Origin of the sequence: Agromyces larvae, assembly GCF_022811705.1 — a bacterium.
GTDB classification, from domain to species: domain Bacteria; phylum Actinomycetota; class Actinomycetes; order Actinomycetales; family Microbacteriaceae; genus Agromyces; species Agromyces larvae.
The window spans coordinates 3,919,068-3,939,733 of sequence record NZ_CP094528.1 but is presented as its reverse complement, the minus strand read 5'-3'; the positions used below and the strand labels follow the sequence as shown (position 1 = coordinate 3,939,733).

Below are 20,666 nucleotides of genomic sequence, written 5' to 3'. Positions count from 1 at the left end.
CCGAAATGGTCGAGTCGCACCTCATCGATGCCTTCGTGGGGCGCCACGGCACGTTGCCGTTCGCGAACCGCAAGCGCGGGATCGTGCGCGCGACCCACATAAGCGAAGACATCTCGGTCGAGGCGTCCCGGGTGAGTCTCGGGCTACGAGATCCCGAACTCTAGATCACCGCCCGATCGGCTGCACGAGACGCAGCCCGAGGCGCTGATACGTCTCGAACGGCGAGGCCCACTTCACCCCGTGCGCGTCGCACACGTCTGGAATCAGAATTCGGTTCTTCGACGCCGGCGAGGGCTGCTCGCGCGTGACGACCGTGTGTCCTCCAGCCAACGCGGCCGCGATCAGTCGAAAGTCCGCCACGTTGAGGAACTCGCTCCGCGCCGCAGGGAGATACTGCCGCGACGTGCTCATCGCCCAAGTCGCGACCTGGCGTAGCGCATCGAGGGTTTCGGTCGATTCCTCGATCCAGAAGCTGTTCGGGAGGTCTTTCGCCCACTCCGAGAGTTCGTCGTCTTGACGGAGCAGTTCCTCGCGGACCGCAGAGATCGAAGCGATATGTCCGGCTTCGTGCTCGCTTCTGAGCCATTCCCAGTAGCCGGGCGCGACGGCAAACGGATAGTAGGTGTTCTTCGCTTCGATGAACGGGTTCGTGTCGAAGAGATGCATCAACTCATCCCGAGAGACTTGGCGTACTTCTCGAGCTGAGTCGCGGAACGCATGCCGAGCAGCCGGAAAGCCTCGACGTAGCTCACCGCTCCACGCCGAGTCTCTCGAATCACCGCGCGAGAGAAGTTCTCGCCAAGGCGAAACGGCTGATTGAGGTAGTGATTGCCACCGCTCGCCTCAGCACGCTTCGCCAATGTGTCGGCGACATGCCGCTGCTCCGCCTGGAACACCCGATCGAAGCCTTCTCGCTGGATGAGCCCGACATCTCGGAGCTTGATCAGAACGGTGAGCGTGCTGGCGTGATAACGGGCTGCCAGCCGATCGAGCTCCCCGCGAAGCGGTGCCGCCGGTCTGAACTCGGCGCGCAAATCGGCGGCCGGGACCAGCACTTCGGCAGCGACCGCGTTACACCATTGTTCGATCCCATCAGCCGGCACAGTTCCTCTGTCGAGCTGGTCTTCGTCGCTTACGCCGGACTGGCCGCGCGCTGCGTGTGCGTACTCGTGCAAGAAGGTGAAGAGCTGACCGGAGAGTGTGTCATCGGACGTGTTGACGAAGACCAGGGGCGCGACGTCGTCGGCGAGCGTGAATCCCCGGAACTCTTCCCGCTTCAACGGCCGGGAATTGTCGTTTCCGACCATGCTCGTAAAGACTGCAATGCCGCCAAGATCCTCGAATGCGTGCCGCAGGTGATTGCGAGCCTCAGTCCGAGTGATTCGTTTTCGAGCGTCGACCCCGAACTGCAGGTCATCTGCGATCGCGAGGGCGGCTTCTGTGACATCGAGCTCGGGGCCGAGACGGGTCACGCGCGCTGGCCCGAACTCGTTGGCGAGCGCGAAGTCGCGGTACCAAGCCTGCCGGAGCTGGCAGGCCTCGATGACATCGAGCAGTTCTTGGCTCGGGAGAGCGGCCTTCCCGTGAATGCCGAGACGGAAGTCGGGGATGGGCAACTCAACGGTGGGCGGCTCAGTGAGGAAGAACACGCCGAATGGCACATGAGAGTAGCGCGCAACCTGTTCTACCTGTTTGATCGTCGGGGCTTTCTCGCCGACGAGCCATTGGTGCCAGGCCGGAAACTTGCGTTCGAACTCAGAATCGTCGCGGCCCGACCGTCGGGCGGCCCAATGGAGGACATCAGGAGCGACCGGCACGCCGACGGACATACCAACGCACCTCCTCAACGTTCCTGACAACTGGTACGAGCGTAGCGATCGGGACCGACGTCGACCCCGAAGGCGCCACAAGTTGCGAGCGAGCCGTCACTGAATACCGTGATTGATTGCTGTATTCAGCAAGCTGAGCGCGGTCGAGCAGGGCAGACGCCGCAGTCAGCGACCATGTCTTGATTCAACCGTCCCGTACTCTGCAAATCCGACACATCACTCGGGAGAGGAAGTTCCCCGGATTCATGCCGATCGTGACCTGCTTGCCCTAAAGTACGGAGCACGATGGAATCAAATACCGATGCGACTTCCAGCAACGAAGAGTTCGTCTTTCCGCGGTTCGACTTCGACTCCGAACTCGCCTCGTCGGTCGTGGAGCTCGAGCGCCTCCGAGGCGAGATCGGGGTCGGCACGACTCCGCCTCACGTGTTCTCCGAGCTGCACGGCCTGTTCCAGTTCCTCTCGAGCATGATCTCCGCACGCATCGAGGGCAACCGCACGACCATCCTCGACGCGATCGCCGGCGCGCAAGCCGCAGAGTCCCAACCCGATCGGGTAGACGAGACCGTCCGCGAAATTCTGAACCTCAACGAAGTCATGGAGTTCATCGACGAAAGTGACCCAACGCGGCCGATCACCCATTCACTGATCCGCGAGTTTCACCGGCGTGCGGTCGACGGACTCGTCCGCGAAGGAGATTCGAGGCCCGGCGCCTACCGCGTTCGCGACGTCGCCATTCAGGGCGCCACCCACCAGCCTCCCCTGTTCGCTTCCGTTCAGGCCGAGATGGATCGTCTGCTCGAGTTCGTCAACCGACAGGTGCCGACTCACCAACAGCTCTTGCACGTCGCGATCGCCCACCACCGGTTCCTCTGGGTCCACCCGTTCCAGAACGGCAACGGCCGCGTCTCCCGTCTGCTCAGCTACGCCATGCTCGGCCGCCACGGGTTCGTGAGCCCGGTCGGCCTTCGAGCAGTCAACCCGACCTCCGTGTTCGGGGTGTCCCGATCCGAGTACTACGACGCCCTCGCCAAGGCCGACGATCTGAGTGACGCAGGCACCATCGCGTGGTGCGAGTTCTTCATCAGCGGCCTGCTCGCCGACTTGCGACGCCTCCACCGTCTGCAAGACGCCGCGTTCGTACGCGATGAGCTCGTCGCACCCGCCCTCGAGAGGTTCACCCGCGCGGCCGGGATCACGGCCCGGGAGCGCGACATCCTCTTGCTTGCCTTCGACACCGGATTCCTCAAGGCCGGACAGATCGAGCACCTCGTGCCCGGCAGCCCCTCACTCAGGAGCCACGCACTCCGCCCGCTCCTCGACCGCGGACTCCTGAAACCCGAACATGTCGGTGGTCGCTCGTACCTTGTTTCGTTCGGCCCCAACGAGCTGAGCCCCTTCCTGATCCGCGAACTCGACCGGGCAGGGTTCCTGCCGCCGCTTCTCAAGGACCCCGCATGACCAACTTCGCCTTCATCCGGCACGAATGGCCCGAGATCGCCGCCGAGGCCTCCCGCGCTGAGTTCTACGTCAACGGCGACCCGCGCTCCTCGCTCTTCTACGCGCGACGCGCGGTCGAACTCACGGCGCTCTGGCTGTATCGGGCGGATGCTTCGCTGAAGCCGCCGTACAAAGACGAGCTCGCCGCCCTCATCCACGAGCCGACGTTCAAGCGACTCGTCGGGCAGGCGGTGTTCGCGAAGATGAACCTCATCCGTATGCGCGGCAACGACGCCGTGCACAAGACGTTCAAGATCACGCCGGCCGACAGCCTGCCGATCGTGCGCGAACTCTTCCACGTCATGATCTGGCTCGCGTCGCACTACGCGACCGACCCCGCGAACCGACCTGCACCGGGGCAGTCGTTCGACGTGGCATCCCTGCCGAAACCGCAGCCCGGGCTCATCCAGAAGACGAAGGCCGAACTGGCCGCCGCCCTCGCAGCCAACGAGCAGAAGGATGCCGCGCTCGCGGCCAAGGTCGCCGAGAGCGACGAGCTCAGGGCAGAGCTCGAAGCGCTTCGGGCCGAGATCGCCGAGGCCAAGGCGCAGAACGCAGTCGTCCCCGACACGCACGACTACGACGAGGCATCCACTCGCGATCGCTTCATCGACCTGCTGCTGCGCGAAGCCGGCTGGGACCCGACCGCTCCGCACGTCGTCGAGGTGCCCGTGACCGGGCTCGACGGCAGTCCGAGCGGCACGGGCCGCGTCGACTACGTGCTGTGGGGCGATGACGGCAAGCCGCTCGGACTCGTCGAGGCGAAGCGCACCCGGCGCGACGCGCGCGTCGGGCAGCAGCAGGCGAAGCTCTACGCCGACGCGCTCGAGGCGCAGTACGGGCAGCGCCCGGTGATCTTCACGTCCAACGGCTATGAGCACTGGATGTGGGATGACTCGCCCGCCGGATATCCTCCGCGCGCCGTGCAGGGCTTCTACACGAAAGACGAACTCGCCTTGCTCGTGCAGCGGCGCGGCTCTCGCAAGCCGCTCGACTCGCTCGCCATCAACGAGGAGGTTGCGAGTCGCGCCTATCAGCACCAGGCGATCCGGGCGGTGGCCGAGGCGTTCGAACGTGATCGCGAACGACGGGCGCTGCTCGTCATGGCGACCGGCAGCGGCAAGACGCGTACGGTCATCGCGCTCGTCGACCTGCTCTCGCGCGCGAACTGGGTGAAGCGCGTGCTCTTCCTCGCCGACCGCCGTGCACTCGTCGGGCAGGCCGTGAGCGCGTTCAAGGCGCACGCGCCCGATACGCCCCCGGTGAACCTGCTCGACGAGCGCGACCTCGAAGGCCGGGTCTACGTGTCGACCTACCCGACGATGATGGGCCTCATCGACCAGGGCGGCGGAGACGACGGTGGCGCACGCCGGTTCGGCCCCGGCTACTTCGACCTCATCGTGATCGACGAGGCCCACCGGTCGGTGTACCAGAAGTACGGCGCGATCTTCGAGTACTTCGACGCGCACGTCGTCGGTCTCACCGCGACCCCGAAAGACGAAGTCGACCACAACACCTATCGCCTCTTCCACCTCGAAGACGGGATCCCGACCTTCGAGTACGAGCTCTCGCGAGCGATCGAAGACGGCTACCTCGTGCCGCCTGTTGCCCGTTCGATCACGTCGAAGTTCCTCCGGCGAGGCATCCGCTACGACGAACTCACCGACGATCAGAAGGAGCAGTGGGACCTGCTCGACTGGGAAGACGGCGAGATCCCCGACCAGGTCGACGCCGACGCGATCAACGCGTGGCTCTTCAACGAAGACACCGTCGACAAGGTGCTCGAAGTGCTCATGACCGAGGGCCGTCGCGTCGCAGGCGGCGACCGACTCGGCAAGACGATCGTGTTCGCGAAGAACAACGCCCACGCGCAGTTCATCGCCGACCGGTTCGACGCGAACTACCCCGAGTACGCGGGGAAGTTCGCGCGCGTCATCACCTACCGGGTCGAGCGTGCCGAGACGCTCATCGACGACTTCGCGCAGGCCGACAAGTCGCCGCACATCGCGATCTCGGTCGACATGCTCGATACGGGCATCGACGTGCCCGAGGTCGTGAACCTCGTGTTCTTCAAACCCGTGTTCTCGAAGTCGAAGTATTGGCAGATGCTCGGGCGCGGCACGCGACTGCGTCCGGGGCTGTACGGCGACGCCGACGACGGCAGCGACGACAAGCGTGACTTCATCGTCTTCGATGTCGGCGGCAACATCGAGTTCTTCAATCAGCAACTGCCCGAGCTCCAGTCCTCGGGCGCTCGTTCGCTGCACTCGCGCCTGTTCTCGGCCCGCCTCGAACTGCTCCAGGCACTCGATCGAGCGGATGTCTCGGGCGCCGCGTCCGACGACGATCGCGACCTCCGCACGGGGCTCGCCGAGGGACTGCAAGCGATCGTCGCGGGGATGAACGAGCAGAACTTCCTCGTGCGTCCGCATCGCCGGCTCGTCGAACGGTTCGCGTCAGGCGACGCGTGGGCGGCGGAGGTCTCGGACGCCGTTGCGCTCGCCGACCTTCCGTCGGCCGCACTCGCGACCGACACCGACGAGCGTGCGAAGCGGTTCGATCTGCTCGTGCTTCGGGCCCAGCTCGGCGTGCTCGCCGCCGACCCCGGGTTCGCGACCGCACGCGACCGGATCCGGGCGATCGCCACGGCGCTCGGCGAGCAGCGCGGCATCCCCGTGATCGCCGCGCAGCTCGAGCTCATCGACGCCGTCGCCGGCACGGACTGGTGGCAGGACGTCACCGCGCCGATGCTCGAGGCGATGCGCGTGCGACTCCGCCCGCTCGTGCGGCTCATCGAAGCGAAGTCGCGATCGATCATGTTCACCGACTTCGAAGACACCCTCGACCTCGACGAAGGTCCGACCGAGATCGTCATCGACAGCCCCGGCGTGAACCGGGTTCGATTCCGGCAGAAGCTGTTTGCCTATCTGCGCACACACGAGAACCACGTCGTGCTGCGCAAGCTCCGCACGGGGAAACAACTCACCGAGACCGACCTCGACGAGCTGCAGCGCATGCTCGTCGAGAGCGGCGAGTTCGAAGCATCCGATCTCGATGCCCTCGCGACCGCCGCTGCCGAGGCCGACGGGCTGGGGCTCTTCGTCCGCTCGCTGCTCGGGCTCGAACGTTCGGCCGCACAAGAGGCGCTCTCCCAGTTCGTCGCCGATCGGAACCTCAGCGCACGCCAGATCTCGTTCGTCGACCTCATCGTCGATCAGCTCAGTCGCACGGGGCAGGTGCCGATCAAAGTGCTCTACGACCCGCCGTTCGACGCGATCGCGCCGCGCGGGCCTGAGGACGTGTTCAGCGAGTCAGAGATCGACGCCCTCGAGCACGTGCTCGACCAGGTCGCCGCGACTGCTCGGCCGACTCGGATCGCCTGACGATGCGCGACTTCGAGCTCTGGGTCGTGCTCGCGATCACGCTCGCGATCCTGTTCCCCATCCTCGTTGCGTTCGGAGGCGGGGCTGCACTGCTGCGTCATCCCGAATGGGACTACGCGTTCCGTTCGCTCGCCGAAACCGTGATCCAGGACCGCGCACCCGATGCCGGAGATCTGACGTCCGCGGACATCTCCATCGCCGACGACATCCTCGGTTCCCGGGTGAAACCGGCAACACTGAGCGCTGAGGCATCGGTACGCAGCATCCTCCGGCTCGTCGGTTCGAACGACGTCCAGCTCATACAGGCGTTCGCCGCGGATTCGGAAGCCCGCCTCGCGAACGCCCTCAACCAGCAACGGTCGGCGGTGGCCGACCAGCCACTCAGCTCCCAACTCAGACGGACTTGGCGGCGATCGCAACGTCGACTCGAACGCTCAGTCACCCTCGCCGGTCTTCGATGGTTCACCCCTCGATGGCTCAGGAGAACGATCGTCGTCGGAGGTCTCTGGGTCGGCGGCGGCGCGCTCATCGGCCTCGTCGGCGGGCTCATCGTTGGGAGCCTCCTTGGACTCGTCGGAGGCGAGCACCCGTTCGATTCCACAACGACGATCGCGTCCAATGCCGGCTTGATCGTTTCCGCGGTCGCGCTGCTGTCGTATTTCGCGACTGAGCTCTTCGCGACGATCCGCCTGCAGGCGCCTGCAGGCGACCGAACCGAACTGGTCCACATCCTCAAAGTCGCAGCATTGCTGACCACGCTCGTGGCACTCATCGCGACCACGCTCGTCATGTATGCCAACGGGACCTTTCGCGCCTGGCAGGAATCGATCAATGGGGCGATGACCTCCGAGGTCACCCCTGGTGAGTTCACGACGACGACACGAATCGTCGGAGTCGTCTTCGCACTCGGAATGCTCGTCGGTGCATACTTTTCGAGTCGATCCGGATTCGATCGGCGCTTCAGGAGGAGCGAACGTCTGTTCAACCTGGGAAGCGCTCTGGCACTCGTCTCCTTCGCAGTCCTCTCCGGCGGTGCTTCCCTCTCCTTCGGTCTCACTTCGACCGCGTTCGCAGTGGTGATCGGCGGCTTCGCCATGTTCACCCTCGCGTGCCTGCTCCTTCTCGTGGGTGGAGTCTTCACGGTGGTCGAACACATCCGCCGCTACCTCACTTTGAAGCGGGCCGGTATCAGTGTGCCGCGACGCGGCTTCTCGATCTGGGCACTCTACGGATGGGGCCTGGGTGCTGCCATTCAGCTGGCCCTCTACTTCACGCTGGGCCTCCTGCCGATTCGAGCGTTCGACAATGTCGTGCTCGGCCCGCTTGCACTGTGGGCCTTCGGATGGCTGCCTTTCGTGCTCTTCTCGAGCGCTCTGCCCGGTGCGATCGTGACGTTCCTCTTCATCCGGCGGACCGACCGGTCGTTCCGTCGGTGGAGCTACGAGCAGGCGGTCACACCTTGGGAGAGCTGAGATTCAATGCTCACGGCCTCTCGCCCCGCCATGACCGTCGCCCCATTCCGAATCTGACCCGGGCCACACACTGACCGCATATATCATTCGGCACAGCCGTCCAGACCGGCCTCTGGGGCATCGCGGTCCTGCTTCCGAGCCTCGCGGTGCTCGTCCGCTGGCTGCGCGACGCGCGAGCTCGAGGTGATTCTCGAACTCCGTCGACTCGTGCACGATGCGCGGCGCGTTGGCGCGCTCACCCCTCCACGAGCGGCGCCCCGATCGCCGCGGCGAGCGCGTTCGCGACGTACACGGCCGGGTCTTCGCACGGACCGGTGGTGCGCCCGCCGGACGTGGTCGCGCATCCGCCGGGCACTCCCCCGACTTGATGTCGCTGTTCACCATGACGATGAGGGTGGTGCCGGTTTCGGGGTGGTGCTGCACGACGGTGTTGTAGCCGGGCAGCTCGCCGGTGTGGCCGTACCAGCCGAGCGCGAGGCCGAGTCCCAGCCCGTACGCCCGCGCCTCCGACTGCGGGGCATCCTGGCCCTCGCCCACGTACACGGGGATGGAGAAGTCGAACGAGTCGAGCCGCGTCTGCTGCCACTCGGGCGAGAGCAGGCCCTCGCCCGTGACCAGCGCCTCGCCCCAGACGAGCAGGTCGTCGAGGTCGGAGATCATGGCGCCGGCCGTCCAGCCCCACGACGGGTTCCAGTCGGTCGCGTCGACGGGCAGCCCGTCGTCCGTGCCCTGCGTCGTGTAGCCGTTCGCGTGCGGCTCGGGGAACGAGGCATCCGTCGGGAAGACCGTGCCCGACAGGCCGAGCGGGCCGATGATCTGCTCCTGCATGACGTCCTGGATCGGCCGACCCGCGACCTGCTCGATCACCATGCCGAGCAGCACCGTGTTCGTGTTCGAGTAGAAGGTTCTCGTACCGGGCGCGAACATCGGCGCGTCGCCCTTCACGAGGTCGACGAGCTCCTGCGGCGCCCAGGCGTGGTTCGGGTCGGCGAACACCGTCTGCTGGAACTCCTCGTCGAACGTGTACGACGGGATGCCGCTGCGCATCGCCGCGAGGTCGTACAGGGTCGCGTCGCCGTTCGGCATGCCGGGCACGTACCGGTCGATCGGGTCGTCGAGCGAGAGGTCGCCGCGCTCGGCGAGTTGCAGCAACGCCGTGACAGTGAAGGTCTTGGTGACGCTGCCGACCCGCTGGTGCACGTCGGCGGTGATCGGCGTCGTCTCGTCCCAGTCGAGGAAGCCGATCGTCGCCGCCCAGGTGCCCTCGGGCGTGCGGATCGCCATCACCGCGCCGGGCGCGCTGACGCCGGCGAACGATTCGGTCGCCGCTGCGTTCAGCGACGCGGTGCTGCCGGCGTCGAGCCCGTCTTCGACGAGGGTGAGGCTGCCATCGGATGCCACGGGGTCACCGGGCGTCGGAGACGCGGATGCCTCGTCGGCGCTGCTGCTGCACCCGCCGAGCCCCGCCACCGCCGCGACCGCGGCGAGCGGGAGTGCGAACCACCTGAAGTGAAGCGCTTTCGTCGGCATGCGAACCCCCATCGATCGACCTGCGCTCTCGCCAGCCTAGGAGACCGAGGGGCCGTGCCGCGGGATGGAGGGTGAGTCTGGAAGATCGGGGGTCGTTCGCAGACCCCGCGGGAGGGCGGGTGTAGCGTCATGGCGTGCCGAAACGCATCCGAGTGAAGCCGGGTATGGCGATCTACTACGCGGCAGAACTCTTGTTGTTCGCGTTCGTCTTCTACGGCGTCACGGTATGGATCTACTACGTCGTCGCCGATCGCGACCCACTGCAGGACGTATCTGTGGAACATCGGCGTGATCGCCTTGGTCCTTCTGCTCGAACAGATCTTGACCGCAAGGGCCTACACCCGAACGTCGATCGAACGTTCCGGCCGGAGCCGGTGGGGAAAGATCCGCCTCGGATTCCTGATCGTCTTCGGGCTGATGTCGACGAAGCCGGCCCTGTACCTGTTCTACCTCGTTGCACTGGTGCTCTCGCGCATCTCGGCGTTGGAGCCTACTGCGTTCAGCTTCAACCCCTCGACGTACCTCGGCTCCATCGAGGGCAGCCTCCTCCTCCTCGTCGTCTTCGACAAGCTCGTCCAGGTCGTGAGGAAGGACTACGCCATCACCGCACGGCTGACATCCCTTGCCACGCGCGCATTTCGCAGCCGACCCGATTCACCGCCCACGCCCCACGAAACAACCGACCGGCCGAGTTGACTCGAGCGTGTTTCCCAGGTGGCGCAGCCAGGTGAGTATCGCGCTGATCGCGACGGCCGCGCGGTAGGTGATCGCGGCGCGCCCGAGTCCGCGCCCGTGCCTCAACCCACGGCGCGACCCACCGCCACGGCACGAATCGCATCCAGCACCGCCTGCAATGCCGGCGCCCCTGCTTGACTCCGTCGGTGCACTGCCGACACATCCCGCGTCGACACGGGCCGCACCGTCGGGATGGCCACGAGGTCGTCATGCAGCGGTGGCCGCCCCATCCGCGGCACCAGCGCCACCCCGAGGCCGGCCCGCACGAGCTCGAGGTGGTTCTCGAACTCCATCGACTCGTGCACGATGCGCGGGGCGTTCGAGACGCCGTCGAAGAGTCGACGCAGCCACTGCCGGCAGATCGTCGAGTCGAAGGTCGCGATCCACTCCTCGTCGGCGAGGTCGGCCGGCGACAGCTCGGTTCGGCCGGCCAGGGCGTGGTCGCGGCGCAGCACGACGTCCGCGACATCCGTGAACAGGGGCGTCTCGACGAGGTGGTCGGGCATGGCGAGCGCAACGCCTCCCCAGCGATGCACGATGCCGAGGTCGCGCTGCCCCGATGCGACGAGCGCGATCGTCTCCCACGGCTCGCTCTCGCGCAGCGGCACCCGCAGCTCGGGATGCTCCGCGCGCAGGCGCGGCAGCACATCGATCAGGATGCCTCGCACCGCCGTCGAGAACGCGCCGATGCGCACCTCGCCGGTGATCCGACGGCCGGTGTCAGCGGCGCCGGCGCTGCCGGTCAGGTGCAGGTCGGCCTCGATGCGTTCCAGGTCGGCGAGCACCGTCGCCGATGACGTCACCAGGTGCCGCCCGGCATCCGTCAGCACCACTCCGCGACCGGCGCGCTCGAGCAGCGCGACGCGGGTGCCGCGCTCGAGCCGCTTGATCTGCTGCGAGACCGCCGACGGGGTGAAGCCGAGCGCGTCGGCCGCGGCCGCGACGCTTCCGTTCGTGGCCACCGCCCGCAGCGCGACCACGGCTTCGAGATCGATCATGTAGTGATGCTACCGATTCAGATACAGAAATGGTCGCTGGTATTTCCGGATGCTTCGCGGTGAAGTGAGACCATGACGAGACGCGACATGCTGCTGGCCGCCCTGGTGGCGACGATGTGGGGCTTCAACTTCGTCGTCATCGACTGGGGGATGACCGGCATCCCGCCGCTGTTCTTCGTGGCCGTGCGTTTCGCCGTCGTCGCCCTCGCCGCCCTGGTCGTGCCGCGCCCCCTCGCGAGCTGGAAGACCGTCGTGGGCGTCGGCCTGTTCATGTGCCTCGGCCAGTTCGGCCTGCTCTACACCTCGATCGCGCTGGGGTTGCAGCCCGGCATCGCGGCGCTGCTGCTGCAGGCGCAGGTCGTGCTGACGATCCTGGTCGCCGCACTCGCGCTGCGCGAGCGGCCGAGCCGGCTGCAGACCATCGGCGTGCTGGTCGGCACCGTCGGGCTCGGCGTCGTCGCCCTCGGTCGCGGCGGCGACGCGCCGGCCCTCGCGGTCGTGCTGAGCCTGCTCGCCGCGCTGTCGTGGGCGATCGGCAACGTGATCTCGCGGAACGCCGGCCCGGTCGCACCCGCGAAGCGCCTCGGCGCGCTCTCGCTGACGGTCTGGTCGTCGCTCGTCGTGCCGCTGCCGGCGCTCGGCCTCTCGGCGATCATCGAGGGCCCCGACGCCATCGCCGCCGGCATCGCGGCGTTCGGCTGGCGGCCGATCGTCTCGACGCTGTACACCGCGGGCCTGTGCACCCTCGTCGGCTACGCGATCTTCAACGGGCTGCTCGCCCGCAACCGCTCGGCATCGGTGGTGCCGTGGGTGCTGCTCGCGCCGGTCGTGGCGATGGCGTCGGCGGCGCTGCTGCTCGGCCAGATCCCGAACCTGTGGGAGACCGTCGGCGGGCTCGTGCTCGTCGCGGGTGTGTTCATCGCGAACGCGCAGGTGCGTCGGCGCGCGCGCCCCGCAGCATCCGTCATGGTCGCCGAACCTCCGACAGCGGGCCGTGCCGTTCTCAACCGATCAGAAAGATGAGGCCCTCGACACGATCAGCGAGCGACCTCGTGAAGTCCCTCGTCGGCGGAGCTAGGCCCAACCGAGTTCTCGCAGCCGCGTGTCATCCAGCCCGAAGTAGTGCCCGATCTCGTGCACGAGCGTGACCCGCACCCGTGAGCGCAGGTCGTCGAGGTCGGCGCTGTGGGCCTGCAGGTTGTTCTTGAACAGCGTGATGCGGTCGGGGAGTTCGCCGTAGCCGTAGACGCCGCGGGTCTTCAGCGGGCGCCCGCTGTACAGGCCGAAGAGGCGCGGCCGCTCCCCCAGCGGCTGGTTCGCGATGAGGATGGCGACGTTCTCGAGTCCGCGCACCATGTCGGGCGGCAGCGCGTCGTACTCCTCGCCGACCATGCGATCGAAGTCGTCGTCCGAGATCTCGACCATGCCACCATCCTCGTGGCTGCGCAGGAGGTCGCGACCGGTGTCCGCCAGCAGCGAAGCGCGCGGCCCACGAACCCGGTCAGGCCGCGACGGCCTGTTCGTCGGCGCGCACCGGCATGAACGGACGCTGCGGGTGGGTGCGGAGGACATGGCCGGCCGGTGAGGTCCAACGGATGACGCCGCCTGGCTCCTGCGTCATCCGCCACCGGGATCGGTGCTTCAGTCGGTGGTGCTTGCGGCACAGGCAGGCGAGGTTCGCGTGCGAGGTCTCGCCGCCGTGCGCCCAGTCGCGGGTGTGGTCGATGTCGCTCTCGCGGGCCCGCCGCCCGCACCCCGGGAACCGGCACCCGCCGTCACGCACCTGCACGTAGCCCGCGAGGTCGACGGGCACCCGGTACGTCGTGCGCCCGTAGGAGAGGAACGCCCCGGTTTCGGGGTGGGTGAGGATGCGCTGGAAGCTCGGCGCGTGCGCCGCGAGCCGCCGCGCCGTCTCGGCGTCGATGGGGCCGTACCCGTCGAGCTCGGCCGGCTCGTCGCCGATGCCGAGCAGCGACAGCACCGGCACGGTGACGAGGATGCGCGGCGTCACCGCGCCGGTCGCGGTGAGCGCGGCGGACTCGCCGCCCGACAGGGTGCCGGCCAGCAGCAGGTCGGCCGCGAGATCGGCGCGCCGCTGGTCGCGGGTGCGCGGATCGGGCGCGGATGCCTCGGATGCTTCGCTCTCGGCCCGCGCGATGACCGCGTCGAGCCGCGCTTTCACCGCGAACGCCCGCTCGGCGGTGAGCAGCACGCTGAACCACGCCATGCCGTCGGGCGCGGGGTCGACGCACACCCGGCGCTCGCGCTCGGCGGCCGCGCGTCGCTCGGCGAGCGGAACGGGTTCGAGCCGCTCGCGCAGGCGGCGGAGGCTTCGCCGCAGGGCGGCGTTCGTCTGCCGTGGCGCCCGCTCGACCGCCGCGCGCTCGAGCCGCCGGACGATCTCGGGCGACGCGCCCGCGGTCACCTCCATGATCGTGTGCACCTGCGCGAGCCCGAGGCCGCCCGCGGCGAACGCCGCGGCCGCGACCGGCAGTTCGGCCAACCGGGCGGCGTCGCCGACCATCTCGGACGCACGTACCTCGTGCACGACGAGCGTCGTCGCGAGCTCGGCGATGAACGCGCGGGTCGCGAGCTCGCGGTCGCTCGACGTGCTGCCGTCGTGCACGCCCTCGAGCAGCTCGGCCCGCTCGCGAGCGCTGGCCACGAACCGCAACTGCTCGGCCTGGGCGATGCGGATGTCGCGCTCGAGTGCCGCGATCGCGTCGAGGTCGGCCGCCAGTTCGGCCTCGAGCGACGCCCCGACCGATGACGGCCGCAGCGAGGTCGCATCCGCGACCTCGATCGCACGTCCATCCCGGGTCATGCTTCGATCCAACCAGCACCCACCGACATCGATCGCGGCCGTCTTTCACTGGCTGATCAGCGACTTTCCCTGTGGAAACCTGGCTCACCCACCCCACCTGGGGAGGAGGAGTCGGCGACGCTCACTCCTCGAGCAGCGAGAGGTCCCGTGCGCGATCGAAGCCGATGACGTCGTCGAGGTGCCGCTCGACCCAGACGCGAAGGCCGCGCAGCGGCTCCGCCACGCTACGGCCGAGGTCGGTGAGCTCGTACTCGACGTGGGCGGGCACCGCCGGGTACACGGTTCGGGTCACGAGGTCGGAGTCCTCGAGCCGCCGCAGGGTCTGCGCGAGCATCTTCGGACTCACGCCGGAGAGCAGGTTCTTGAGGGCGCCGAACCGCATCGGGCCCGCCTCGAGGGCGCCGATGGCGAGCGCCGTCCACTTGTTCGCGAGGAGTTCGAGCAGCGATCGACACGGGCACTCCGCCTCGTAGACGTTGTGCGAGTGGTGCTGACCGGTCGGGCACGCTTCCAACGGTTCTCCTGACTCTGCTCGGCGACCGGCCACGTGATCGACGACCGGTCGGTATCTTTCGGTAACTGAGCGCCCTTGCGGGTAACCACTTCCCGAAGCATACGGTCCTCGTGTCGGACGGAGACGCCGTCCGGAAGGAGAACCGATGACCGATCACACGACCATGCGAGCGATTCGACAGGAGCGGTTCGGGGACTCCTCGGTGCTGCGGCTTACCGAGGTGCCCGTGCCCGAGTCGCTCCCGACCGAGATCCGCGTTCGCGTGCACGCCGCCGGGGTGAATCCCGTCGACTGGAAGACCCGAGAGGGCCGCGGCATGGCCGCCGTCCTCGGCGCACCGCCCTTCGGCCTCGGCTGGGACGTGTCGGGCGTGGTCGACGCGGTGGGCTTCGGCGTCACGACCGTCGTGCCGGGCGACGAGGTCTACGGCATGCCGTGGTTTCCCCGCGCGGCCGACGCGTACGCCGAGTACGTGACGGCGCCGTCGCGCCATTTCGCCCGCAAGCCGACGACGATCGGACACGTCGAGGCCGCAGCCGTGCCGCTGGCCGCCCTCACCGCGTGGCAGGCGCTCGTCGACACCGCCGATGTGCAGCCCGGCCAGCGCGTCCTCATCCACGCCGCCGCCGGCGGAGTCGGCCACCTCGCCGTGCAGATCGCGGTGGCCCGCGGCGCCTACGTGATCGGCACCGGCAGCGCCGGCCGTGCGGAGTTCCTCCACTCGCTCGGCGCCGACGAGTTCGTCGACTACCGAGCCGTGCGGTTCGAGGAGGCGGTGGACGAGGTCGACGTCGTCCTCGACCTCGTCGGCGAGCAGGACCTCACGGATCTGCGGTCCATCCAGGTCCTGAAGCCGGGCGGCATCCACATCGGCGTGCCGTCGGGTGTTCGGCCGGAGGTCGCGGCCGCCGCCGCTGCGCGCGGTGTCCGCACGACCGGCATCCTCGTCGAGCCCGACCGCGCCGCCCTCGCCTCGATCGCCGATCTGATCGACGCGGGCGGGCTCCGCGTGGTCGTGCAGCAGACCTTCCCCCTCGAGCAGGCTGCAGCCGCGCACGACGCGGGGGCGACCGCACGCACGCAGGGCAAGATCGTGCTCGAGGTCGCGGCATGACCGGCACGATCGTCGAGATCCGCCGCTACATCGCGAACCCCGGCAAGCGGGCCGAACTCGCCGCGTACATGGACCGGGTCGTGATCCCGTTCGTCCGCGCCCGCGGCATGGAGGTCACCGCGTCTCTCCTGGACCGGAACGACCCGGACGCGTACATCTGGATCCGCTCGTTCCGGGACGAGCCCCATCGCGAGCGCACGTACGATGCGGTCTACCAGGACCCCGAGTGGATCGAGACCGTCAAACCGGTCGTCGCCGACCTGATGGCCCTCGACCGCGCGGTCATCACGACCGCGACGCCGACACTCGAAGCCGGCTGACGAACCCCGCCCCGCGGGCGCACGGACCATGCGTGCGCCCGCGGGCGCGCTCAGAGCGGATCGACCGGGTCGACTCGGTCGACCCGCCTAGACTCGCCGGATGACCCGCCCGACCACGCGTCGCATCGAACTCCGGATGCGCAAACCCTGGTTCGCCCTCTACTGGGGGGTGAAGCCGACGGTCGTGATCGACGGGCGAGGCCAGCCGACCCAATGGGGTGTCGGCACGTGGCAGGTTCCGGCCGACGAGACCGTGACGATCGGCGCCTACCTCTTCAACCGGGTCTGGCGATTCGGTGCCGCCGAGTTCGCGCTCGCAGCGGAGCATCCGGCATCGCTCGAATACGCAGCCCCCGCCCTGCCCTTCCTGCCCGGCCGCATCGAACCGGCCCGCGCGGTGGACTCCCCGTCGACCGGGTCGTCGAGGCGTCCCCGGCCCGCACCGCGGAGCTGAACTCCGCATCGTCGCCGACCACGGTTCGACCGGTCTCGGCGGGCGCGGCTGAGACGCGGGGCTCGAGGTTCCGCGCGCTGGCGCCCGAAACGCTCCCGTCGATAGGCTGCCGCCATGGCGCAGGCATCGGTTCCTGACATCCGTCGCATCCGTCGCGTCGCCGACCGAGCCGCGAGGCTCGACCGATGACCGGCCCGGCGGCCCGGCCGCGCGCGACCGGTTGGGCGGCGTTCTGGAACCGCGGCGGCTGGTGGAAGGCGATCGTACTCGCCATCGTCTACCTCGCCCTGTACGAACTGCTGCAGCTCGCGTTCGCCCCGTTCACCGAGGCCCTCGTCGACGAGCAGAACCTGTTCGCGACACCCGGCAGCGTGTTCGCCGGCCTCGTGCTGCGGGTGCTGACCGGTTCGATCCTGCTGGTCGCGTTCGCCTGGTCGATCGGATGGCTCCCCCGCCCGCTCTTCGCCCGGCAGCCCGTGCGCGGGAGCTGGTGGATGTGGTTCGCGCCGGTGCTCGTGGCCATCCCGATCGTGCTCCGCGTGCTGGGCACCGACTACAGCGCCTACTCGGGCGGCGTCATCGTGCTGACCTTCGTCGCCGGGGCGCTCATCGGCTTCTCCGAGGAACTGCTGACCCGCGGGTTCGTGGTGGGCCTGCTGCGCCGCCGCGGCTACCGGGAATGGCCGGTGGCGCTGCTCTCATCGCTCGTGTTCGCGCTGCTGCACAGCGTCAACCTGTTCAGCGGCCAGCCGATCGCCACCGTCGGACTCACGATCGCCTACACCTTCTGCTTCGGCATCCTGATGTACCTCACGATGCGCGTGACCGGCAGCCTGATCTGGCCGATGGTGCTGCACGGTCTGACCGACCCGATCACGATGCTCGCCAGCGGAGGCATCGACCAGGCGCCCGAGCGCGTGCTCGACAACCCGATGCTCGCGCTCGCGGCGCCCGCGACGCTGCTGCTCGCCGTGGGCGCCGTGGTGCTGCTCGTGTTCATCCGCGGCGACGCGCGGGGGCGGGCCGCCGACGGCGAACCGCCGCGAACCGACGGCGGCGTCGACGTCACACCATCCGGCGTACGAACCGATCCCGATCGACGACCTGGTGCTTGAGGACGAATCCCACGTGCAGCGCGATCGCGACGAGCAGCAGGATCTGCGACGTCACATGCACGCCGACGAGCAGATCGTCGTCGACGACGTCGAGCGGTGACCTCCATTCGACGTCGTCGCCGACCTCCCAGTCCTCGCCCGAGAGCAGCACGAGCGCGAGCCCGCTCGCGGGCGTGACGACGAGCAGCGCGTACAGGGCGCGCTCGGTGATCGACGCGAATCGCCGACCGGCCCGCGAGACCGTCGCCGGCCACGGCGGCAGCGTCACGATGCGCCGCCACGCGAATCGCACGACGGTGAGCGCGAGGATGCTGCATCCGATCGCGACGTGCACGGGCAGGAGCAGGTCTTCGTCGCCGTCGTAGGCGGCCTCGATCCACGGTTCGAGCACGCCTTCGGCGCCGGTCATCGCGTAGCCGACCAGGTACTGCGCGAGCAGGGCGGCGACGGTCAGCCAGTGCAGCACGCGCGCGACCGCGCCGTGCCGGGGCGGCAGGTCGCGAGCCATGCGGCCAGCGTAGCGATGGGACTCAGGTCACGGCATCGGATGCCACGCCGGCGACACGCTCACAACCAGCCCTGCTCGCGCGCGGTGACGAGCGCCTCGATGCGGTTGCGGGCGCCGAGCTTGCCGATCGCGCTCGACAGGTAGTTGCGCACCGTGCTCGACGAGAGCGAGAGCGCCGCGGCGATGTCGAGCACCGTCGCCCCGTCGGTCGACGCGCGCAGCACGTCGGCCTCGCGATCGGTGAGCGGGCTGTCGCTCGCGCCGAGCGCCTCGGCCGCGAGCGTCGGGTCGACGACCCGTTCGCCCGCGCGCACCCGGCGGATGGCGGCGGCGAGCCGGTCGACCGGGTCGTCCTTCACGAGGAACGCCCGCGCGCCCGCGGCGAGCGCCCGCGCGAGGTATCCGGGCCTGCCGAACGTCGTCACCACCACCACGTCGCACGCCGGCACCGCCTCGCGGAGCGGGCCGATGAGGTCGAGCCCGCTGCGCCCCGGCAGCTCGATGTCGAGCAGCACCACGTCGGGTCGCAGCGCCTCGGCCGCGGCGACGACCTCGTCGCCGCGCTCCACCCCGCCGACGACGGTGAGGTCGGGTTCGAGATCGAGCAAGGTCGTGAGGGCCGAGCGCATCATGCGCTGGTCCTCGGCGATGAGGATGGTGGTCGGCGCGCTCATCGGCCGGCCTCGCTCGGCAGCGGAAGCACGGCCGTCACCCGGAATCCCGACGGCGACGACCCGACCGTGAACTCGCCGCCTGCGGCCTCGACGCGTTCGCGCAGCCCCGCGAGCCCGCTGCCCGGCGCGCCCGCGCCGACCCCTGACGAGCCCGCTGCCGCCGCGGTGGCCCGCCCGTCGTCGCTCACCTCGACGCGCGCCTCGTCGTCGTTCGCCGCGACGGCGATCGTGCAGTGCCGGGCCGATGAGTGACGCACCACGTTCGTCGCGGCCTCGCGCACCACCCAGCCCAGCGTGGCATCCACCGTGATCGGAAGTGGCCGATCGGTCGTGGTGACCGCGGTCGCGATGCCCGCGTCCCCCAGCACCCGGCGCGCGTTCGCGAGCTGGTCGGCGAGCCGCATCGACCGCGACCCGGCGACGACCGACCGCACCTCGCCCAGCGCGTCGCGGGCGATCTCCTCGACCTCGGCGACGTGCGTCGACGCGGCCGCCACGTCGGACGGCATGAGTCGGCGCGCCACCTCGGACTTCACCGCGATGATCGAGAGCGAATGCCCGAGCAGGTCGTGCAGGTCGCGCGAGAACCGGAGCCGCTCGTCGGCGACCGCCGCGACCGCCAGGCGCTCGCGCGTGCGGTCGAGCTCGCGGGTCAGCGCGACGTAGTACTGCACCAGGTAGTTGCCCGCGCCGCCCGCGAACGCGGCGAAGCCGACCAGCACCGCCGCCGCGAGCGAACCGGCCTCGAACCCGACGGCGAATGCGGCCGTGACCGCGATGGACCCGACCACGCCCATCGCCCACCGCCGCCGGATCGCGAGCGACGCGGCGACGGCGAGCAGCGGGAACAGCAGCGCCTGATCGGTGCGCCAGATCGCGAAGTAGCCCGCGCAGAGCAGCAGCAGTGCGACGAACGCCAGTTCGGTCGCCGGGCCGGGTCGGCGACGTGCGCCGAACGGCCACGCCACCGCCGCAGCGAAGGCGGCACCCACAAGCACCACGTAGCCCGCCCGCGCCCACTCCGCCGCGACGAACGCGCCCAGCAGCGGCGCGACGAGCAGCAGCGGCGCCGCGATCAGCGCGAGCCACGACCCGGGGCGGTACGCGAGCCACGCGAGGCTCGGGGGTGCGTCGGTGAAGGTCAGCGGACTGCTCATCGTCATCGTCTCTCTCATCCCCGGTCGGCGCCCCGCGCGGGGCGCACGACGCTCGTCAATCTACTCGCGCCCCGCCGAGGCGCCGCGTGCGCGCCGAGCCGCGAACGGCAGCCCGATCACCAGCGTCGCGCCCGTCACGACGTGCATCGCGAGCAGCGCGACGAGCACGGCCCCGCCGGCTCCGGTCAGCACCGGACCCGCCAGCGATACGGCAAGCACCGCCCAGCCGACGATCGCGAACACGCGGTGCGGGTGTCGGGCGAACCGCTCGAGCAGCGCCAGCACGACCCATGCGGCGAAGCCGGGCACGAGCACCGCGAACACCACCGCCGCCGGGCCCACGGTCTGCGCGGTCGCACCCGCCCCGACGGTCAGCGCGATGCCGGCGACCGGCACCGCGATCGCCCACACGACGAGCGCGAGCGCCGCGGCGATGCCGATCGTCGCCAGCCGGCCGAGCCGGCGGCGGCGTGGGCTCGAGGCATCCGTCTCGGTCCGAAGGGCCTGGGAAATCGTCGTCTCATCCATGCCTTCGACGC

At 69.0% G+C, this 20,666-nt stretch carries 21 protein-coding genes; 10 read left to right on the top strand and 11 right to left on the bottom strand.

Features of this window, described 5'->3' with window-relative positions; genetic code table 11:
- The first annotated feature begins 5 nt into the window (after nucleotides 1–5).
- Entirely contained in the window at nucleotides 6–164 is a 159-nt protein-coding gene (locus MTO99_RS18690; protein WP_243555695.1) for a hypothetical protein, read from the top strand.
- A 1-nt stretch (nucleotide 165) separates the two neighbouring features.
- Here MTO99_RS18690 and MTO99_RS18685 read toward each other — a convergent pair whose 3' ends face one another.
- Nucleotides 166–666, bottom strand: coding sequence for a DUF4411 family protein (locus MTO99_RS18685; RefSeq protein ID WP_243555694.1), 501 nt, complete (start codon nucleotides 664–666; stop codon nucleotides 166–168).
- A complete protein-coding gene (locus MTO99_RS18680) occupies nucleotides 666–1,829 on the bottom strand; it encodes an ImmA/IrrE family metallo-endopeptidase (protein WP_243555693.1) in 1,164 nt (387 codons plus the stop codon). The genes MTO99_RS18685 and MTO99_RS18680 overlap by 1 nt, the downstream gene beginning before the upstream one ends.
- Before the next feature lie 285 nt (nucleotides 1,830–2,114).
- Between MTO99_RS18680 and MTO99_RS18675 the strand changes: the two genes are divergently transcribed.
- From MTO99_RS18675 to MTO99_RS18665, 3 genes are read left to right on the top strand one after another with little or no spacing between them, the layout of a single operon-like run.
- Nucleotides 2,115–3,290, top strand: coding sequence for a Fic family protein (locus tag MTO99_RS18675; protein ID WP_243555692.1), 1,176 nt, complete (start codon nucleotides 2,115–2,117; stop codon nucleotides 3,288–3,290).
- Nucleotides 3,287–6,712, top strand: coding sequence for a DEAD/DEAH box helicase family protein (locus tag MTO99_RS18670; RefSeq protein WP_243555691.1), 3,426 nt, complete (start codon nucleotides 3,287–3,289; stop codon nucleotides 6,710–6,712). Before MTO99_RS18675 ends, MTO99_RS18670 begins: the two co-directional genes overlap by 4 nt.
- 2 nt (nucleotides 6,713–6,714) lie before the next feature.
- The gene (locus MTO99_RS18665; protein WP_243555690.1) at nucleotides 6,715–8,184 is read left to right on the top strand and encodes a hypothetical protein; all 1,470 of its coding nucleotides are present in this window, start codon (nucleotides 6,715–6,717) and stop codon (nucleotides 8,182–8,184) included.
- A 3-nt stretch (nucleotides 8,185–8,187) separates the two neighbouring features.
- On the opposite strand, the gene MTO99_RS18660 is transcribed toward MTO99_RS18665, so the two are convergent.
- Nucleotides 8,188–9,714 carry a serine hydrolase domain-containing protein gene (locus MTO99_RS18660; RefSeq protein WP_243555689.1) on the bottom strand — a complete coding sequence of 509 codons (1,527 nt, stop codon included), beginning with the start codon at nucleotides 9,712–9,714 and terminating at the stop codon, nucleotides 8,188–8,190.
- 288 nt (nucleotides 9,715–10,002) lie between these two features.
- Between MTO99_RS18660 and MTO99_RS18655 the strand changes: the two genes are divergently transcribed.
- Entirely contained in the window at nucleotides 10,003–10,410 is a 408-nt protein-coding gene (locus tag MTO99_RS18655; protein WP_243555687.1) for a hypothetical protein, read from the top strand.
- A 101-nt stretch (nucleotides 10,411–10,511) separates the two neighbouring features.
- On the opposite strand, the gene MTO99_RS18650 is transcribed toward MTO99_RS18655, so the two are convergent.
- Complete coding sequence (locus MTO99_RS18650) at nucleotides 10,512–11,447, bottom strand: LysR family transcriptional regulator (protein WP_243555685.1); 936 nt, start codon at nucleotides 11,445–11,447, stop codon at nucleotides 10,512–10,514.
- A 72-nt stretch (nucleotides 11,448–11,519) separates the two neighbouring features.
- Between MTO99_RS18650 and MTO99_RS18645 the strand changes: the two genes are divergently transcribed.
- Nucleotides 11,520–12,470, top strand: a complete 951-nt coding sequence (locus MTO99_RS18645; RefSeq protein ID WP_243555683.1) for an EamA family transporter — start codon at nucleotides 11,520–11,522, stop codon at nucleotides 12,468–12,470.
- Between the two features lie 51 nt (nucleotides 12,471–12,521).
- On the opposite strand, the gene MTO99_RS18640 is transcribed toward MTO99_RS18645, so the two are convergent.
- From MTO99_RS18640 to MTO99_RS18630, 3 genes are all read right to left on the bottom strand, one after another.
- Nucleotides 12,522–12,872 carry a metallopeptidase family protein gene (locus MTO99_RS18640; protein WP_243555675.1) on the bottom strand — a complete coding sequence of 117 codons (351 nt, stop codon included), beginning with the start codon at nucleotides 12,870–12,872 and terminating at the stop codon, nucleotides 12,522–12,524.
- A gap of 76 nt (nucleotides 12,873–12,948) precedes the next feature.
- Entirely contained in the window at nucleotides 12,949–14,271 is a 1,323-nt protein-coding gene (locus tag MTO99_RS18635) for an HNH endonuclease signature motif containing protein (RefSeq protein WP_243555673.1), read from the bottom strand.
- Nucleotides 14,272–14,392: 121 nt separating this feature from the next.
- Entirely contained in the window at nucleotides 14,393–14,785 is a 393-nt protein-coding gene (locus tag MTO99_RS18630; RefSeq protein ID WP_243555672.1) for a winged helix-turn-helix transcriptional regulator, read from the bottom strand.
- Nucleotides 14,786–14,930: 145 nt separating this feature from the next.
- Here MTO99_RS18630 and MTO99_RS18625 point away from each other — a divergent pair, with 145 nt between their 5' ends.
- From MTO99_RS18625 to MTO99_RS18610, 4 genes are all read left to right on the top strand, one after another.
- Nucleotides 14,931–15,899, top strand: a complete 969-nt coding sequence (locus tag MTO99_RS18625) for an NADP-dependent oxidoreductase (RefSeq protein WP_243555671.1) — start codon at nucleotides 14,931–14,933, stop codon at nucleotides 15,897–15,899.
- The gene (locus MTO99_RS18620) at nucleotides 15,896–16,219 is read left to right on the top strand and encodes an NIPSNAP family protein (RefSeq protein WP_243555670.1); all 324 of its coding nucleotides are present in this window, start codon (nucleotides 15,896–15,898) and stop codon (nucleotides 16,217–16,219) included. Before MTO99_RS18625 ends, MTO99_RS18620 begins: the two co-directional genes overlap by 4 nt.
- 100 nt (nucleotides 16,220–16,319) lie before the next feature.
- Nucleotides 16,320–16,673: a hypothetical protein gene (locus MTO99_RS18615; protein WP_243555669.1), complete on the top strand. Its 354-nt coding sequence runs from the start codon at nucleotides 16,320–16,322 to the stop codon at nucleotides 16,671–16,673.
- A 185-nt stretch (nucleotides 16,674–16,858) separates the two neighbouring features.
- Nucleotides 16,859–17,788: a CPBP family intramembrane glutamic endopeptidase gene (locus MTO99_RS18610; protein WP_243555668.1), complete on the top strand. Its 930-nt coding sequence runs from the start codon at nucleotides 16,859–16,861 to the stop codon at nucleotides 17,786–17,788.
- Here MTO99_RS18610 and MTO99_RS18605 read toward each other — a convergent pair.
- The 4 genes from MTO99_RS18605 to MTO99_RS18590 are packed head-to-tail and all read right to left on the bottom strand — an operon-like array spanning nucleotide 17,739 to nucleotide 20,655.
- The gene (locus MTO99_RS18605) at nucleotides 17,739–18,296 is read right to left on the bottom strand and encodes a cytochrome b (protein WP_243555667.1); all 558 of its coding nucleotides are present in this window, start codon (nucleotides 18,294–18,296) and stop codon (nucleotides 17,739–17,741) included. The two genes, MTO99_RS18610 and MTO99_RS18605, sit on opposite strands and share 50 nt — an antisense overlap.
- Nucleotides 18,297–18,355: 59 nt before the next feature.
- Nucleotides 18,356–18,970, bottom strand: a complete 615-nt coding sequence (locus MTO99_RS18600; protein WP_243555666.1) for a response regulator transcription factor — start codon at nucleotides 18,968–18,970, stop codon at nucleotides 18,356–18,358.
- Nucleotides 18,967–20,127 (bottom strand): sensor histidine kinase, encoded by a 1,161-nt coding sequence (locus MTO99_RS18595; protein ID WP_243555665.1) that lies wholly within the window; start codon nucleotides 20,125–20,127, stop codon nucleotides 18,967–18,969. Before MTO99_RS18595 ends, MTO99_RS18600 begins: the two co-directional genes overlap by 4 nt.
- Before the next feature lie 60 nt (nucleotides 20,128–20,187).
- A complete protein-coding gene (locus MTO99_RS18590) occupies nucleotides 20,188–20,655 on the bottom strand; it encodes a DUF6069 family protein (protein WP_243555664.1) in 468 nt (155 codons plus the stop codon).
- Between the last annotated feature and the right edge of the window lie 11 nt (nucleotides 20,656–20,666).